Origin of the sequence: Burkholderia sp. Bp9031 (assembly GCF_003857965.1) — a bacterium.
GTDB classification, from domain to species: Bacteria; Pseudomonadota; Gammaproteobacteria; order Burkholderiales; family Burkholderiaceae; genus Burkholderia; species Burkholderia ambifaria_A.
In genome coordinates, this window is sequence record NZ_QTPW01000014.1 from 25,023 (window position 1) to 42,009 (window position 16,987).

Consider the following 16,987-nt stretch of genomic DNA (forward strand, 5'->3'; position numbering starts at 1 on the left):
ATCGTGGCCACGGCGGCGGCACCCAGAACCGACCACGATCGCGCCCCTTCTTGGGCTCAGGCCCAGCGAATCCGTGTCACGTCCACCAGTAAACACTCGCGGCCTTTCGCGCAATTTCGCGGACACACCCTTGACAATCTCTAAAAGTTGCGGCAGGCCGGTGTTGCGCATGCACCACAAAGTTGGAGCGATCTTGGGGTGGGGAGGATTTTTTTTCGTAGGAAGGGAACGATATGGCAAAATGCCAACGCACTGAAAGTTAGACGCTGCTCGAAGTCTACACAGAGCGGTGCCGCGTTTTTTGTGCCGCACCAATGTTATACTTCGAGCAATGTATGACTTGTCACCGTCAACAAGCTCGCAGTAAACCTGCGGTAATCTCAATTTCGAGAGGAGAAATATGAATAAACTTTCAAAGCTCGCGTTCATTGCAGCTACCGCAGTTATGGCTGCATCCGCTTCGGCACAGTCGGTGCCGGCGTCGCGTCAAGCCGTCAACGACAACTGGGTGAACGGCACGGGCGAATGGGTGTGGATGAACGGCACGAACGAGCTCTGCTGGCGTGACGCGTTCTGGACGCCGGCCACCGCCAACGCGAAATGCGATGGCGCACTGGTCGCCCAGGCACCGCAGCCGCCGGTCGCTCCGGTCGCTCCGGCCATCACGAGCCAGAAGATCACGTACCAGGCCGACGCACTGTTCGACTTCGACAAGGCAACGCTCAAGCCGCTCGGCAAGCAGAAGCTGGACGAGCTGGCAGCGAAGATCGAAGGCATGAACACGGAAGTGGTCGTCGCTACGGGCTACACGGACCGCATCGGTTCGGACAAGTACAACGACCGTCTGTCGCTGCGCCGTGCGCAAGCAGTCAAGTCGTACCTGGTCAGCAAGGGTGTCCCGGCCAACAAGATCTACACGGAAGGCAAGGGCAAGCGCAACCCGGTCACGACCGGCTGCAACCAGAAGAACCGCAAGCAACTGATCGCCTGCCTCGCACCGGACCGCCGCGTGGAAGTCGAAGTGGTCGGTACGCAAGAAGTCCAGAAGACGACCGTTCCGGCGCAGTAAGCCGCGGTTTTCGACTGCTTCAAAGCCCCGCTCCGGCGGGGCTTTTTCTTTGATGCCGGCCCAGGCCCCCGTCACTTCGCCGCTCGCCCGCATCTTATATACTCGGGGCTGACGCACCGTCGTACCGCCCTCCTCCTGTAGCCCGTTTGCCGACATGACCAACGCCGATCCGCACGAACTCCAGAAATTCAGCGACCTCGCCCATCGGTGGTGGGACCCGAACGCCGAATTCAAGCCTCTGCATGACCTGAACCCGGTCCGGCTCGGCTGGATCGATTCGCATGCGCACCTCGCCGGCAAGCGCGCGCTCGATGTCGGCTGCGGCGGCGGCATCCTGTCCGAATCGATGGCCGGGCTCGGCGCACAGGTGAAAGGCATCGACCTGTCGACCGAAGCGCTCGGCGTCGCCGACCTGCACAGCCTCGAAAGCGGCATCATGGTCGACTATGAGGCAATCGCCGCCGAAGCGATCGCCGAACGCGAGCCGGGCACCTACGACGTCGTCACGTGCATGGAGATGCTCGAGCACGTGCCGTCGCCGGCCGGTGTCGTCGCCGCGTGCGCGACGCTCGTGAAGCCGGGCGGCTGGGTGTTCTTCTCGACGCTGAACCGCAACCTGAAGTCGTACCTGTTCGCGGTGATCGGCGCGGAGTACATCGCACAGATGCTGCCGAAGGGCACCCACGACTACGCGCGCTTCATCCGCCCGTCGGAACTGGCGAGCTTCGTGCGCGGGACCGATCTGCACATCGTGGAGATCAAGGGCATTACCTATCACCCGATCGGCAAGCGCTTCGCGCTGTCGAACGACACCGACATCAACTATCTGGTCGCGTGCCGCCGCGGCGTGTGACCTTCCGACCGGCATGACGACTCCCCTTTCGACCGAGCGAACCGCGCTCGACGAGCCGCGCCTGCTGCACTGCGATGCCGTATTGTTCGATCTCGACGGCACGCTCGCAGACACCGCGCCCGATCTGGCCGCCGCCGTCAACAAGATGCAGCGCGTACGCGGCCTGCCCGAAACGCCGCTCGACGTGCTGCGGCCGCTGGCATCGGCCGGTGCGCGCGGACTGCTCGGCGGCGCATTCGGTATCGACCCGCAATCGCCCGACTACGATGCGATGCGCGACGAGTTCCTCGTCAATTATGCGACGGACATCTGTGTGCACACGGTGCTGTTCCCCGGCATCGGCGACGTACTCGACGAACTCGATGCGCGCGGCGTGCGCTGGGGCATCGTCACCAACAAGGCGATGCGCCTCACTACACCGCTTGCCGACCTGCTCGGCCTTGCGCCACGCGCGGCCTGCATCGTCGGGGGCGACACAACGCCGCATCCGAAACCGCATCCGGCCCCGCTGCTGCATGCTGCCGGACAAATGACGCTCGCACCGGAGCGAATCGTCTATGTCGGCGACGATCTTCGCGACATCCAAGCCGGCAGCGCGGCAGGCATGGCGACAGTCGCGGCCGCGTACGGCTACTGCGGCGACGGCGCCGCGCCGGCTGACTGGCAAGCGCAGCATCTCGTCGGCTCGACGCAGGAACTGCGCAAACTGCTACGCGATGTTGGGCTATAATGATTGATCTTATCCGCGGGGGCGACCTGGTTTCGACAGGGGTTGTGAAGCGGCTAGGGCATGTCGAGGACCCGTCACCTCGTTAATCAATGGGAAAATCGTAACTGCAAACGACGATACGTTCGCACTGGCAGCCTAACGGCCGCCGTCCTCTGCCTAGTTCACTGACGGGCTAGTGTCGCAAGACCGGTAGCAATACCGCCAGAGGTCATTTACGTCAGTTAAGCCCTGTCGGCGTCGCGACGCCAGGGTCGAAAACCTAGCGAATCGCCGTAGTGCAGCGTGTTCGTCCGCGTCGCTGCGGTTAAATCAAATGACTGAACTAAACATGTAGAACTAGTCGTGGAGCGCTTCTGGACGCGGGTTCGATTCCCGCCGCCTCCACCAAATACCCGCCAAACGTCCCCAGCGTTTGACCAGAGAACCCCGCCAAGCCTAGCTTTGCGGGGTTTTTTGTTTCCAGCTACGCCAAAGTTTACCAATCGACAGCTAGGGGTATTTGGGGGTATTTTTTGGGGTATCCGACATACCCCCGCGCACTGATACCCCCATGCCGCTTACCGACACGACCATTCGCAACACGAAGCCGGCCGAGAAGCCCATCAAGCTGTTCGACGGTGGCGGCCTGTTTCTCCTCGTCACGCCGGCCGGGCAGCGCTACTGGCGGCTCAAGTACCGCGCCGCCGGCAAAGAGAAGCTGCTGGCGCTCGGTGTGTATCCCGAGGTCACGCTCGCAACGGCGCGCCGGAAGCGAGACGAGGCCCGGGAAAAGCTGGCTGCTGGCATCGATCCGAGCGAGGCGAAGAAAGCGGAGAAGCGGACTGTCCGCCTGAACGCGGAAAACTCGTTCGAGGCCGTGGCGCGCGAATGGCACGCCAAATACGCGCCCACTTGGTCTGAAAGCCACGGCGATCGCATCTTGCGCCGGCTTGAGGTCGACGCCTTTCCATGGATCGGCGGCAAGCCCATCGCAGACCTCGCGCCGCCAGACGTGCTCGATGCTCTGCGCCGAGTGGAAAAACGCGGCGCTCTCGAGACGGCCCACCGCCTCCACGCCAACATCAGCCAGGTGTGCCGGTATGCCGTGGCAACAGGTCGCACCTCGCGCGACGTAACCGCCGACCTCCGAGGAGCGCTACCACCGGTTCAGCAAGAACACATGGCCGCGCTCACTGACCCGAAGCAGGTCGCCGAGCTGCTGCGCGCGATTGACGGCTATCAAGGCACCTTCCCGGTGATATGCGCCCTTCGCCTCGCCCCGCTGCTCTTTCAACGACCTGGCGAACTGCGCGCCGCCGAATGGGCCGAGCTCGATCTCGATGCAGGTATCTGGGAGATTCCAAGCGACCGAATGAAGCGGACCAAACAGGGCAAGGCCACCGGAGGCGCCCACATCGTGCCGCTGTCGTCTCAGGTAGTTGCGGTTCTGCGAGAGTTACATGCGCTGACGGGAAACGGCCGTTTCCTGTTCCCAAGCGTCCGGACAAAAGATCGCCCTATGTCGGACAACACGATCAATGGCGCGCTGCGCCGGCTAGGGTACGACGGCGACACGATGACCGGTCACGGCTTCCGCGCGATGGCCCGCACGATCCTGGATGAGGTGCTGGGCTTACCTGCGGCAATCATCGAGGCACAGCTCGCACACGCCGTGAAAGACCCGCTCGGGCGGGCATACAACCGCACCGCCCACCTACCCCAGCGTCGAGAAATGATGCAGCAGTGGGCCGACTACCTCGACCGGCTCAAGACAGGGGCCGATATCGTCTCGATCGCCACATCACACACCCGCTGACGTCAGCCTTGGGGGTTGATCCACCACCGATACGGCGCGTAATCGACCCATATTGGCTCTGGTTGAGGTGGATTGAAAAACAAACTTTTCTGCGTCACATGGGGACTGAGCGTTTTGTACGCCGGGCTACTCTTGAACTCATGGTGCCCCCACACAACGCCAGCCAGAATGTCGACAAATTGCAACGGGAGACAGTCTTTGCTTTCCCAAGGGGTCGTTTGTAAAAACGCGCCCGAACCACATGCGGCCAGTTCGGTGCGCAGGTAGTCATGCATTGAATGCTTGAGCTCCACCTTGATGGTCCGTGCATCTGGAATGAAATGCACTGCTTGCTCCTGGGCCATCAGCTTGAGGAGAAGCAATTTCGCCATGTAGTTGTACAGGCCGTTGGGATGGCGCCGGAACCCCTCTTGGACATGCTCTTTCCGAACGGTGATGGTCGCAAACGTGATGTCCGGATAGTTCTGCTTGATCCCGGAAAGTTGCGTCGCAAAATGGTCGCGTTCGCCGGACGACAGCGCCACGGACTTCAATTCATTGTCCGTCGACCGCCGTCTTTTCTTGTACAGGCCCCGTATCACCCGACTCAGCGCCTTTTCTTGGTCATCCGGGATGACGGCGGCGGCCAACGTGAAATAGCGACTCGATCCCCCGCGGCCATATGGTTGGTCGAGACTCCAGCCTAGGCACCCGCTCTCGTCCAAGTATATTGTTTTCGCCATATGAAAATAGCCTCCACAAGGGAGGCTATTAAGAAGAGGTGGTACCCGGGCCTGACGTACTTACAGTACGCTTACGATTGACGGTATCGATTTGTCGCAGGGCTGGTCCAGGCGTATTTAAACCGTGATACCGCTACGGGACTATTATGCGGCTACCTGCACGGGTTTTCAAGGAATTCCCCCCTGCTTTCCCCTTTTTGCCCCAGCTTGCGCACCAGTTGAACGCCCCTGATTTTCCTAGCCACTTTCCCTCCTGGTCTGACAATAGGCGACTCATCAGCCTCTCGCGCGCACGCGCGCGTAGTGGCGGTGATCGCACCGCCATTTGATCGGGCCGGCGACAGATCATCACGCCCCTCTCGATCAAGCTGGCTCTGCTCGATATCCAAGCGGATCCAGTGGCGGGCTCCGTCGCACTACGCTCCGGCGCGCTGGCGATCAAGGCCCTCAGATGCATGTTGGATCAGGTCGCCGAGTGGGTCGTACAGCGCTTCGAAAGTACTGAGAACGATCGCCAAATGTATATCCACCGGTGGAACAGCACGTGGAGGCCCTCCCAGCACAACGCGATAAGCATTCTCATGCTCACCAAAGAAGCCAAGTAACCCACTCCAATTGGGATGCGTGAATTCGCACAGCGACTCATAGACCGACATCAAGCCCGGCACCACCATCCGACGTTCCGTTTGTCGAATTGCGTCTAGGACATGCACCGCCAGCGGCGATTCGTCGGGCATGTTCCGGGCGCCGACCACAACCTTCGCCACGCGGCTGTACAGCGTCTTCTCGTCGCCACTCGCATCGAATTTTTCGAAGACGTCGTGCAGGTATCCGAGCACCGCCATCGTCTCCAAGATGGAGCGGGTCACAATCGCGGCACTCAGTGCGCGCTGAGCATCGAAGAGAAAGAAGGCATCGTCTGCCAACGCCACTACCCGATGCAGCAACGCTTCACGGGCCACCAGCGCATAGAAAATAGACTGGTACATGACACCCTGCAGCCTCGCGTCAACCGAGGAAGGTAGACTTGCCTTCAATCGAGCCGCTATCAGCTTCGCGTCTTCCAAGGTGTCTATTCCGTCATCGCATGGCATGGCCAAACCTCCCTGATTTTGATTCAGGAATACTATCGAAGTGGCGAGCCCTCCCCAATATCGCTGCTCGCCACCGCCGATCTCAATTGTCTTGGGCTGTAACGTCACCAGTTTGAGCGATCTTCGTCAGGACGCGCTTTTGGTACGCGTACCAAGACACAAGGCACTCTTTGTCATGGCAGTTCTTCTCGCGGAAGTTCCATTGTTTGCGCGCCCGCTCGGCGAACGCTGATTTGTCCACAACCGCGTCCTTCGCCTGCTGATACACGGCGGCAAGATCACGATCCGAGGCGGCTAGGTCTGCATCGTGGCAAATGAGGTACTCGGGGATGGACTTCGCCTTGCTGCAATCGAAGCTCGTCTGTTGTAACGCACCGGCTCCAGACGGCGATGTCGATGACGATGCTTGAACGGGCGCAGCTTGCGGTGTGGTATCCGGCGCCGGCGGAGTCGATGGCACATTAGCCGGCACCTGATTGTTCGAATACTGCGGCATGGTCGGCACCTGCTGCCCGTATGGAGTCAACTGGCCGGCCATCGCATCTTCCACCATGGCGCCAACCATCGAGTTCGGCACGACTCGGAGTGTTTCCGTTTTCACCACCGAGTCACCCGCCATGACTTCTGATTTCGCGAAGTTACACGGCGCCTGGCATGTGATGCGGCTTGTCACGTTCGGATTATCGTCGTTCAGAACCAGCAGGACGTACGTTCCGTTGCGAAGCCCTACGTAGCGCATCATCACAAGGGATTTGACGGCCTTGCCACTCCGAATGTCATCCTCACTCAACGCAGGCTCATACCCATAGGTCCCATCTTGGTTGAGCGCATAGTTGTGCCTCGGAGGAGCAGGAACCGTTTGCGCTGCCGGCGCAGTCGAAGTTGGTGAAACAGTTGGGGCGGAACTACCTTGAGGCGCCGACGGATTTGAGCTCGCTACCGCCCCTCCGGAGCCCTTGTCGCAGCCAGAAAGGAAGGCCACAGCGATTGCGGCAATGCTTGCCGCGAGAACGATTTTCTTCATTGGTCTCTCTACGTTTGGAAATTGAATTTTTCTAATAAAACCCCGCTACCCAGCTCCTCTGAAACCTAGCCGCTGGCATGTCGCAATCATACCCAAGGGTCTGCGTCGGTAGTGCGGATAGGCATTGTCATTGACCCGCGATAAGCGACGTAGAAAGCCCCAATTCGCGCACGCCACTACCACAACCAGAAAAGGCGAAACGGACTTTATCGTGTCATTTTCTTAAAAATATTTTCACCGATTGTAAGTCACTGATTTCTAAGGACTCACATTTTTGATTTATGAGCGCATGGATAAATACCCTTCTGAATCATACACTTAGATGCTCCCGCCTTGTGGCAAGATGCACCCGTTCGCTACGTTCGCCAAACCTCTGCCAATGAACGAGCGACGAAATGAGAGGAATTCGCACATGCCGATGAAGACTGCCGTGGCTGGGAATGACGTCCCAAAGGTCTTGCCACGAGATGGATTTTCCCGCTGGAACGATTTACGGCCATTCGTACCGTTGAGTCGCGAGACCGTGCGAAAGCGTGAACTGGAAGGCCGATTCCCGCGTCGCGTGCATCTTGGCTCGCAGCGATCAGTTGCCTGGCCGAATCGCGAAATTTTTCGTTGGATCCAAGATCCTGCAAATTACCGCGTGGAAGGCTAAGCCTATGGCGACGACACCGAGTCGAGGTGACGAAATGACGGCCGAACGCAACCAGTCCAGTGCCACCGAACTTGAGCAATCCAGCATGCTAATACTGGATTTGCAGCGAGGCCCGCGCGAGCGACTGCGCATCATGCGCAGAACCTACCGTGGCCGACCGCTCATTGATTTCAGGGTTTGGTACGTGGATGCGAAAGGCGACTATCAACCGTCGCGGAGCGGTGTGAGCATTCGGCCGAACCAAATCGGCGAAGTCATACAGGCGTTGCACCTGGCAGCTCGCGCTGCCGATCCGCGGGGAATGAACTGATGCAACTCATCACCGAAGGGATACCCCGATTCGGGGTGTTGTGGGGCACTTCGCCATACGCGCGCTTTGTGGCTGACATGCTTAAGAGCGGATTCGGCGTTGCGATCTCGCCTGCGCAATCGACGCGCGTTCACGTTTCATTTCTGGGATATCGGTTCATAGTGTCCAATGACTGTCGCCAGCAACACAACCAAACCGGCTCGACGCTCAGGCAAGAGCGCGCCAGTTCAGGAGCGACACTGATGTGCCATCACAGAAAGGCCTTGCAACCCGTAAACCCCGGCGCGTATACTTTTCCTGTGGCTGAGACAACAGCCGCCGAGATTGGCGTCTCGAATAGTTCGTGGCGGACGACCGCCACTGCGCGGTTTTTTTACGTCCGTACACAATGCCCCGTCTTCTATGGTCGGGCCTTGGTGAGGGTGCGCTTGCGCACGCCGGTTCCCACGGACGCCGGTACGCCAACCTTGTCTTGTGCCCGGCCACCCCGATTGGCGTCGGCGGCCGGGTTATTCAACCTGTCCGTGGAGGCCGCAAAATGCGCGCTAACGCCCCTGCTCGTCCCGAGCAAACGCAGTTCCCGAACACCCTCACCTCAATCGCCCGTGAGGCACTCCGTGATGCAGCGCTCGCACCGACCGAGCGCGCGGCACTCGACGTGTGCGGCGATGCCCTTCGCCGCCTTGCCGAAATCGCTCGTGCGGAGGTGCGTCATGGTTGAGCTCAGGCACACTCCTGGCCCGTGGGTGTGGGATAACTATTGCCTTCGCCCGGCAGTCGCCGAGCCGGACGTATCGGCCGTCCATACGATCCTCGAGGCTGAATGGCTCGGCTGGGGCTACCTCGGCTCGGATCAAAACCAGACCAGCGCTGAGAGCGCAGCGAACCAGGTGCTCATCGCCGCTTCGCCCGATCTGTTCGATGCTGCAGTAGCTGCCGAGCGTGTGCTTGCCCGCATGGGCTGGCGTGCTGACAATACGTTCGACCCCGAAGCCATCGCGCTCGCGAAGCTGCGCGCTGCCATCACGAAAGCAACGGAGGTTCGCCATGCGTAATCCGATCAACTCGCGGTTCAGCCTCGAATCGGCCGCGTCGATCCTCGACGGCTTGCAAGTCACTCTCGAGCACGCCAGTGACGGCGAGCGCATCGAAGCCTTCTTCTCGGCCTGCCGCGCGGCGCTACCTGCCGTCCGTGCAATTCTTGAGCAAGCGGGCGGCGCGGATGTTGCAGACGCGGCCGACGCTCTCTCCGGCTTGAGCGTGATGGCTGATATTTGCGCAGTCTCGAGCGACTTAGACCGGCTGCTGCCTCTCTCGCACACGCTTCTGGAGCGCGCCGTTGACTCGCTTACATGCGAGCTAGAACGGCTTTACGTGGCTCAGTCTGAACGTCGCACTTTTAGCGCCGCCGCCAATCAGGACTACTCACGGCAGGATGCCGATCGGGCCGCGGCATAGAGGGGATTCCATGCAGAGAAACATTGACCTGCCGCACGGGCGGCCGGGAGGGCCGTCTCACGCCCGCTCATCCGGCGAAATGCTGAAAACACGCGTTCAACAGATGGTCGATCGCGAGTTGATGCGCTGCCGGCGTTGCATGAACGAACAGCAGTGGAACGAGCACGCACAATGGGTCCGCGAGCTCGTTATCGCCAGCGCGCGCGAGTGGGTAGTACGGCAAGCGGCACGAGGGGGTCTATGAGCAGCGTAGAGAGTTTGGACGAAATCGATTTCGATGCTCTCGTCGAGCGCAATGAAATTGCAAGGGCTCGCGCGCAGTTTTTGCAAACAACAGACGGCGCCATTTCTCGCGCGGGTGCTGAGCCAACGCGCGAAGACGCTGCGTGGCGCCCCATCAGGCCGCTGCCGTCGTCGGTACTGGCACCAGTTCAACCGTTTGATATGTGTCTCCTGCCCGAATCGCTCAGACCTTGGGCCGAGGATATTGCCAACCGGATGCAGTGCCCGCCTGACTTTGTAGGCGCGACGATCTTGGGCGCGCTTGGGACCGTAATTGGGCGGCGCGTAGGTATTCGCCCGAAGGAATTCGACGACTGGACGGAGTACGCGAATCAGTGGGTCTGCATCGTCGGACGGCCGGCCGTCATGAAATCGCCCAGCATGTCGGCAGCGCTCGCCCCGTTGAAACGTCTTCAAGTCGACGCTAACAAAGATCATGATTTTGCGATGGAAGGCTACGAGCGCGACAAATCGACGTACGAGTTACGTATAGATGCCGCTGAGAAGCAGACGAAGAAGACACTCGCGAAGAACCCAAGCGCGTCGGTTGAGCAATTCGAGTTCGACTCGCCAGTTGAGCCGATTTTGCGCCGCTATCTGGTCAACGATGCGACGGTCGAGGCGCTTCTCGATATCTGCGCGGAGAATCCACAAGGCGTCGGCATCTTTCGGGATGAGCTTGTAAGCCTTATAAAGAGTCTCGATCGGGACGGCCAAGAGCAGGCGCGCGGGTTCTATCTGACGGGCTGGAATGGCGGCGATAGCTATACCGTCGACAGAATCGGGCGAGGTCGCAATAACCGCGCGGAAGCCGTATGCCTCTCGGTGATCGGGGGCACGCAGCCCGGACGCATTGCCGAGTACCTGCGTGAGGCAATCGCTGATGGGGCCGGAAACGATGGCCTTATCCAACGGTTTGGCTTGCTGGTATGGCCGAACGTCTCACCGGAATGGACCGATGTGGACCAATGGCCGGACGCAACAAAGAAGAACGCAGCGTTTGAAGTGTTCCGTTGTTTGGCCGAGGCCGACCCCGTGACCGATTGGGGCGCGGAAGTCGTGCGGGATCATACCGGGAACCCAGAGGAAGGCACACCGCCATTCCTTCGCTTGAATGACGCGGCGCTGTCGCTGTTCCGAGAGTGGCGACGCGATTGGGAGTCGGGCTTACGTTCTGGCGAGCTGCATCCGGCAATCGAATCGCACTTCGCGAAGTATCGGAAGCTGGTCCCGAGTCTCGCGCTGATATCGCACCTTTCTGACGGTGGTACCGGATCCGTCGGTTCCGACGCAATGGTGCGTGCGCTGGCCTGGAGCGAGTACCTACGGTCACACGCGCTTCGGGCATACGGGGCAAGTATGACAACGCCCCTCGATCGCGCTCACGCCCTGTTGCGGAAGATTCGCGACGGCAAGCTGCCGAGCACGCCATTTCCGCTCAAGACGATCTACCGCCCAGGTTGGTCGCTCCTCGCTGAGCGAGAACATGCAGATGAAGCTGTCTCGCTGCTGATCGAGCACGGCTATTTGGCGGAAGTCCAGGATGTGGGCGGCAGCGACAAGGGACGCCCACGCGAAGCACGGTACGCCATCAATCCGGAATTGGCGAAATGATCCCCGCCTCAGTGCCCCCAACTCAACCAGTGCCAGCCGGCCCCACTGCCAAAACTGCCGAAACCAATGAGATGCACTTTCGGCAGTTTTGGCAGCGCCCCCAGTCGCTGGTTCTCAAGAAATGGAGTGTTCGCGAGCCCAGTGGCAACGCGTCCGGATTGTTCATTCAACCGTGTGGAGTAGGTCAAATGAATAGGTATCTCGATTTGCTCAAGAAATCTGAAAAGCGCTCAGGTGGCGAACTGCCAAAACCGCCCAAACCCAAAGACCCGACTTTCGGCAGTTTTGGCAGTATCACACGTGACCGAGTATCAACAAATCAATGCGCTGCGAACGACTGGCAGGTAATTCCTGGCGATTGTGTCGGTGCGCTCCGTAGCACGGATGGCGCGTTGTACCTGCCATGGGGGCCGCGCCTGTCACTGGACGATGTGAGACGGACGCTGGCCGAGCTTGTCAGCGCGATTGAGGAGCTGGCCGGGATCGAGTACTGGCCACGGACGCATCTGGATGACGTGGTGGCACGTGCGATCCGCGGGCCGCTTAGCGACTTGTTGCCAAACCGCTCGCACTTCGGTGAGCGGCTCGTAGCGGCGCGAGCCGAGGCGGAAGCACGGGAAGTCGCAGCCCGGCGAGCGTGGCGAGCTAACGCAGACCTTAGTCGCCGGGGGTATCGATGAGCGTACGAAGGATCGCCACGTGTCTGGCTCTCGCGGGTTCGGCTACCGGCGTAGCCGTTGCTATCTGCGCAGGTTGGCAACGCAGCGGCCAGCTGGAGGAACGGGTGATATGGATCGCCATCGGGGCACTCCTGACGCTCTCCTGCCATTTGCTGCCCGTGCTCATTAAGGACGCGGCGGTGCCAGCGCGGCTAGTCGGTGGTGCGCTCTGGATCGGATGTGCGCTCGCTGTTTGTTTGGGTCACTGCCAGTTCTTTTTGGCGGCGGCGCGTCATGCTGGCGAATTGCGAGCAGCGAGGGTGAACGTGTCGTTCACTCCCCTATCGCGAGGGAGTGAGGGCCGGCCGCTTGCCACCGTCGCCGCGGACCGGGCGGCGGTCATCGGGCGTCTGGCACGCACAACTGACCTCGCTGCGCGCACAGCGCTCGAGGCACGGCGCGAGGCGCTCGACGTCGAGATCGCGGAAGCACGCCGGCGAGAAGCTGCCGACGATCGTCTCGCCGCGCAGCAACAACGAGATGCGGCGGCGCGTGACGCTCTGCGTGCAGATCCAGTATCGGGCCGTTTGGCGATGCTACTCGGCGTCGGGTCCGGGTCGATCGACATGCTACTTAGTCTGCTATTCGCCGCGACGCTTGAGGCAGTCGCGTGCTTCTCATGGACAGTCGCATTGGGAGCAAGACCCATGTCCGGGGCGGCTTCGCAGGGAGTCGCGCCCATGCCGGATGAAAGTCGCGACGTCGATTCGAGGGCGTCACCATACGTTACTCCCCCGGCTCAGCGTGACGCGGCCGAGGAGCCGCCAGCCGCGCCAGAATCTGACGTTACCGCGCTTGCTCGTGAGGTCCAGAGCGGCAGCCTAAAACCGACCGTCGCTGAAATCAGGCGACGACTCAAATGCGGTCAGTCTCGCGCGGTCGAAATGCGGCGACTGCTTCTGGAGGAAAGTGCAGCATGAACAATCAACATCCCGTCTACGTCGACTTGAAATTCTCAAATGGAACCGACGCACACGAGGAAGCCCGCGTGGAGGCGCATAGGATCTGGCGTGAAAGCGACCCGGCTGCCCCGGGGCATCCGCACCTGCGCCCACTACGCATTCGGCCGCACAGTCTGCGCCAAGCCGGCGACGTCCTGGTCGCGCCGATTTTTGGCTCCGACGGGTTGACTGCGGTCGAGCGCATCGAGCCGAACGGCCGGCGATCGATCGTGGGCGATCTCAGCAAGGCCGGGTGCTATACGCCGATTCTCGGCGCGGCCGATGGCGACAACGGCGGCGCGCTCTTCGTCGCTGTGACATGGGAGGATGGCGCCGCGCTGTGCGAGGCGACGAGAAGTCCCGTATGGTGCGTCCTCACTCCCGACAACCTGCCGGCGACCATACGCCGAGCTCGTGCGCAGTTCCCTGACCGCCAGCTCATCGTCTGCGCCCGTCTCGATGCCAATGGCTCCTCATCCATCCGCGCTGCTATCGCGGAAACGGCGGCGCGCCTGGTCGAACCAACGATCACGATCGAGGATGAGGCCGACAGCTTCGCAACCATCGCCGCCCGATGGGGAACAGCCGGATTGCGGTCTCTCATGGATGACGCCATGCAGCCGCGCGCGGCATCCGATGGCCCGGTTGTCGACCATGCCGCATCGAAGCGCGAGCGAGCGCGGGATCTGCTGACCCAAGTCCTCACCCCTGCATGTGCTGTCAAAGACCTGCAAGCCCTTGCTCGCGCGGAGGGCATCAGCTGGCGCTCAGTCGAGGCGGTGAAAGCCGAGATGGCACGAGCCGGTTCGCCAATCGAGTCGCGACGCATCGCAGATGGGTGGGCCTGGGTGCGAATGGACAGCGCAACACCGCAGGTCTGATGCGAATTGCGGCCTTGGCAAGGGTCAGACGACAGCCCAAGGCCGCAACGCTGCGGTGTTGAATTGAAACCATCTAACGACATGTGTTCCGCGCGTACGAGTGCATGATGACGAGCCGGAAAAACCACCCCAGACATCGTCGCGCAATAGCCGAACATATACGGCATGAGCGAATCCCAAACACCTCCCAAAAACGAAGCGAAGGCCGCGCGTTATCCGACTGAGCTTTGGAAGACCATCCGCGAACTATGGGAAGGCGACGCCACCATGAGCTTCGCGCAGGCGGCAAAACTGTCGAGCGAGCGGCACGGAACAGACGCCCCCACCAAGGGCGCGTGTGCCGCGTATGCGAAACGTAACGGATGGGCGAAGCGTGCTGCGGCGGTTGATGCGCACCGAGTCATCGAGCCGGATCAAGGCCGAGCCACCTGCGAAGCGCCCTCCTCTGGTTCGAGCCGAGCCGTTGATCAACCGGCAGAGTTCCCATCCGACCGCCTGCTTAAAGCGCTGACCGACAGACAGCGCCTGTTCGCGCTCGAATACATGGTCGATCTCAATGCGACGGCGGCTTACATGCGTGCATTCGCCGCCGAGAAAAGGACCACCGCCTCTACTGAGGGTTCTCGCCTCCTTGGAAACCCTTGTGTTAAAGCATTTTTTGCCGCCAAGATAAAGGAGCGCGCCGAGCGCTGCGAAACCGATGCGGATATGGTGTTGCTCGCCTGGCGGGACATCGCGACCGCTGATCCGAACGACATCTGCGAGTACCGACGCGAATGTTGCCGGCACTGTTACGGGCTAAACTTTCGATATCACTACACGCCCGCCGAGATGGACGATGCGCGCAAGAAGCACGATGAGGAGCGGCTCACGACTCTAGCGGCGACAGAGAGTAAGGTCGACATCGGCGAGTTCGACGAACAGGGCGGTGTCGGCTTCAATGGCACGCTCGATCCGAATCCAGACTGTCCGGAGTGTTTCGGTGAGGGCATAGGTCGCGCGCACTTCAAGGACACACGCAAGCTGTCGCCGGCATCGCGCGCGCTGTACGGTGGGGTCAAGATCGGCCGCGATGGTATCGAGCTTAAGATTCATAGCAAGGATGGCGCACTAGATGCTATCGCACGACACAATCAGATGTTCATCGAAAAGGTCGAGGTGAGCGGCTCCGCCTTCGACCCGATCGAACTCGAGAAGCGATTCGGCGCGGCCATGGCATCGGCACGCGCGCGCACGGCTGCTGTCATGCAGGAGCGCGATAAACTCGGCGACGAATGAGCCGCCGCCGGACCACCATCCTCGAAGATCCACGTTACGACGACTTCGTCGAGCGCTACCACAGCGACCCGCTGCGCTTCGCCGTGGAAGTCTGCGGCATGGAGCCGAGCGAGGATCAGGAGCAGCTATTCAATAGCCTGGTCGACCCAACCGCCAAGGTGTCAGTTGTGTCGGGCACCGGTACCGGCAAGACTGCCGGTTTCGGGCGCATCGCGCTGTGGCACATGCTCTGCCATCCGGTCGCCTTCTATGAAGGTAAGCTCGAGATCGGCTCGAACACGTACATTGGGGCACCTCGGATAAGCCAGGTGGCCGATGGTGTTTGGAAGGAGCTGCAGGACGTCAAGCTGGCGATCGGCAACGGGCCGCTGGCGTGGATCGCGCAGTACTTCACCATCACGAAGACGCGCGTCGTCGTGAACGGCTTCGAGGATCAGTGGTTCATCGCGCAGGTGGCGATGCAGCAGGGCAAGGCGGTGGGGATCGCCGGTAAGCACCGATACTGGCAGCTGATCATCATCGACGAAGCGGCCGGCGTCCCGGACGAGCATTTCAACGTCATCGACGGGACGCAGACGCAGGAAGGAAACCGGACGCTGATGGCGTCGCAGGGTGTGCGCAACGCCGGCCGGTTCTATGACTCGCACCATTCGCTGAGCATCGACAATGGCGGATCATGGGTCGCGCTTACCTTCTCGTCAGAGAATTCGCCGTTTGTCACCCTGAAGTGGCTGAAGGATCGCGAGAAGGAGTGCGGCGGCCGAGACACGCCGGAATTCCAGATCCGCGTGCTGGGCCGGTTCGCGGAGAACAATGACAAGTACCTCCTCGGCCGGTCGGTCATCGAGCGCGCCGTGGATATCCCGCGCGTCATCCCGGAGGGCGAGCAGTACGGTCATCTGTTGGTGGTTGACGTTGCGGCCGGCGTGTTTCGAGACAAAACCGTTTGCACGCACATGCACGTGTGGGGCAGCGGCGATCGGATGGACAACGATCCGCGGCACATCGATGTGATCGACGTGCCGGTGTTCAGCAATGCGCTCGACTGGGGCCCGGTCGCGCGGATGGTCAAGGATTATGCTGACCGGCTGTCCAATGTGACGGTGCTCGTCGACGTCGGCGGCCAGGGCGTCCAGTTTGCCAAGCGCCTCGAGGAGCTCGGCGTCGCGAACGTGGTCGGCGTGAACTGGGGCAAGTTCTGCTTCAAGAAGCGGAACAAGGAGCGCTTCTACAATCTGAGGGCCCAGTGCTCGGTGCACGCCGCGGAGGCCGTGAAGGACGGCCGGATTAGCTTCGCGCGCGTCAACACGAAGGAGCTGCTGGACCAGGGCTCGCGGATCCCGTTCACGTTTGACGATCGCGCGCGCTGGAAGATCATGAGCAAAGAGGACATGGCTGCAGATGGCATCCCGTCGCCTGACCTGTGGGACACCATCTGCATGGCCTTTCTTGAGGGCGCGCAATACCTGCCGGCCGATGGACTTACGATCGCCGATGCTGGCGCGGCCGCATTGGAAACTGCGCGCAAAGAGGCGCAGGACGCATTCGCGGATGCGTGAACA

General features: G+C 60.9%; 15 protein-coding genes and 1 other RNA gene. 13 read left to right on the forward strand and 3 right to left on the reverse strand.

The features are described 5' to 3' along the window. Window positions 1-400: 400 nt before the first annotated feature. From ompA to DIE15_RS19240, 5 genes are all read left to right on the forward strand, one after another. Window positions 401-1,069, forward strand: coding sequence for an outer membrane protein OmpA (gene ompA, locus DIE15_RS19220; RefSeq protein ID WP_057928119.1), 669 nt, complete (start codon window positions 401-403; stop codon window positions 1,067-1,069). Between the two features lie 154 nt (window positions 1,070-1,223). Then, entirely contained in the window at window positions 1,224-1,922 is a 699-nt protein-coding gene (ubiG, locus tag DIE15_RS19225) for a bifunctional 2-polyprenyl-6-hydroxyphenol methylase/3-demethylubiquinol 3-O-methyltransferase UbiG (RefSeq protein ID WP_057928120.1), read from the forward strand. A gap of 13 nt (window positions 1,923-1,935) precedes the next feature. After that, window positions 1,936-2,652, forward strand: coding sequence for a phosphoglycolate phosphatase (gene gph, locus DIE15_RS19230; protein ID WP_057928121.1), 717 nt, complete (start codon window positions 1,936-1,938; stop codon window positions 2,650-2,652). A gap of 17 nt (window positions 2,653-2,669) precedes the next feature. After that, window positions 2,670-3,039, forward strand: a transfer-messenger RNA (tmRNA) gene (gene ssrA, locus DIE15_RS19235). 163 nt (window positions 3,040-3,202) lie between these two features. After that, a complete protein-coding gene (locus DIE15_RS19240; protein ID WP_124834077.1) occupies window positions 3,203-4,447 on the forward strand; it encodes a phage integrase central domain-containing protein in 1,245 nt (414 codons plus the stop codon). A gap of 2 nt (window positions 4,448-4,449) precedes the next feature. Here DIE15_RS19240 and DIE15_RS19245 read toward each other — a convergent pair whose 3' ends face one another. The 3 genes from DIE15_RS19245 to DIE15_RS19255 form a co-directional block, all read right to left on the reverse strand. Beyond that, the gene (locus DIE15_RS19245) at window positions 4,450-5,169 is read right to left on the reverse strand and encodes a DUF3800 domain-containing protein (RefSeq protein ID WP_124834078.1); all 720 of its coding nucleotides are present in this window, start codon (window positions 5,167-5,169) and stop codon (window positions 4,450-4,452) included. Window positions 5,170-5,585: 416 nt separating this feature from the next. Next, a complete protein-coding gene (locus DIE15_RS19250) occupies window positions 5,586-6,158 on the reverse strand; it encodes a hypothetical protein (protein ID WP_124834079.1) in 573 nt (190 codons plus the stop codon). Window positions 6,159-6,345: 187 nt separating this feature from the next. Then, window positions 6,346-7,287, reverse strand: a complete 942-nt coding sequence (locus tag DIE15_RS19255) for a lysozyme inhibitor LprI family protein (RefSeq protein ID WP_124834080.1) — start codon at window positions 7,285-7,287, stop codon at window positions 6,346-6,348. Window positions 7,288-7,699: 412 nt separating this feature from the next. Between DIE15_RS19255 and DIE15_RS19260 the strand changes: the two genes are divergently transcribed. The 8 genes from DIE15_RS19260 (at window position 7,700) to DIE15_RS19305 (ending at window position 16,984) form a co-directional block, all read left to right on the forward strand. After that, on the forward strand, window positions 7,700-7,942 hold the full coding sequence (locus tag DIE15_RS19260; RefSeq protein WP_124834081.1) for an AlpA family transcriptional regulator: 243 nt from the start codon (window positions 7,700-7,702) through the stop codon (window positions 7,940-7,942). Between the two features lie 85 nt (window positions 7,943-8,027). Next, window positions 8,028-8,252 (forward strand): transcriptional coactivator p15/PC4 family protein, encoded by a 225-nt coding sequence (locus tag DIE15_RS19265; RefSeq protein ID WP_124834155.1) that lies wholly within the window; start codon window positions 8,028-8,030, stop codon window positions 8,250-8,252. Between the two features lie 713 nt (window positions 8,253-8,965). Continuing rightward, window positions 8,966-9,307 carry a hypothetical protein gene (locus DIE15_RS19280; protein WP_124834082.1) on the forward strand — a complete coding sequence of 114 codons (342 nt, stop codon included), beginning with the start codon at window positions 8,966-8,968 and terminating at the stop codon, window positions 9,305-9,307. Further along, window positions 9,300-9,710 (forward strand): hypothetical protein, encoded by a 411-nt coding sequence (locus DIE15_RS19285; RefSeq protein WP_124834083.1) that lies wholly within the window; start codon window positions 9,300-9,302, stop codon window positions 9,708-9,710. The genes DIE15_RS19280 and DIE15_RS19285 overlap by 8 nt, the downstream gene beginning before the upstream one ends. A 240-nt stretch (window positions 9,711-9,950) precedes the next feature. After that, complete coding sequence (locus DIE15_RS19290) at window positions 9,951-11,606, forward strand: YfjI family protein (RefSeq protein WP_185734505.1); 1,656 nt, start codon at window positions 9,951-9,953, stop codon at window positions 11,604-11,606. A 1,635-nt stretch (window positions 11,607-13,241) separates the two neighbouring features. Further along, window positions 13,242-14,147 (forward strand): hypothetical protein, encoded by a 906-nt coding sequence (locus tag DIE15_RS19295; RefSeq protein WP_124834085.1) that lies wholly within the window; start codon window positions 13,242-13,244, stop codon window positions 14,145-14,147. 165 nt (window positions 14,148-14,312) lie between these two features. Continuing rightward, on the forward strand, window positions 14,313-15,425 hold the full coding sequence (locus DIE15_RS19300) for a terminase small subunit (RefSeq protein ID WP_124834086.1): 1,113 nt from the start codon (window positions 14,313-14,315) through the stop codon (window positions 15,423-15,425). Further along, on the forward strand, window positions 15,422-16,984 hold the full coding sequence (locus DIE15_RS19305) for a hypothetical protein (RefSeq protein WP_124834087.1): 1,563 nt from the start codon (window positions 15,422-15,424) through the stop codon (window positions 16,982-16,984). The genes DIE15_RS19300 and DIE15_RS19305 overlap by 4 nt, the downstream gene beginning before the upstream one ends. Window positions 16,985-16,987: the final 3 nt, after the last annotated feature.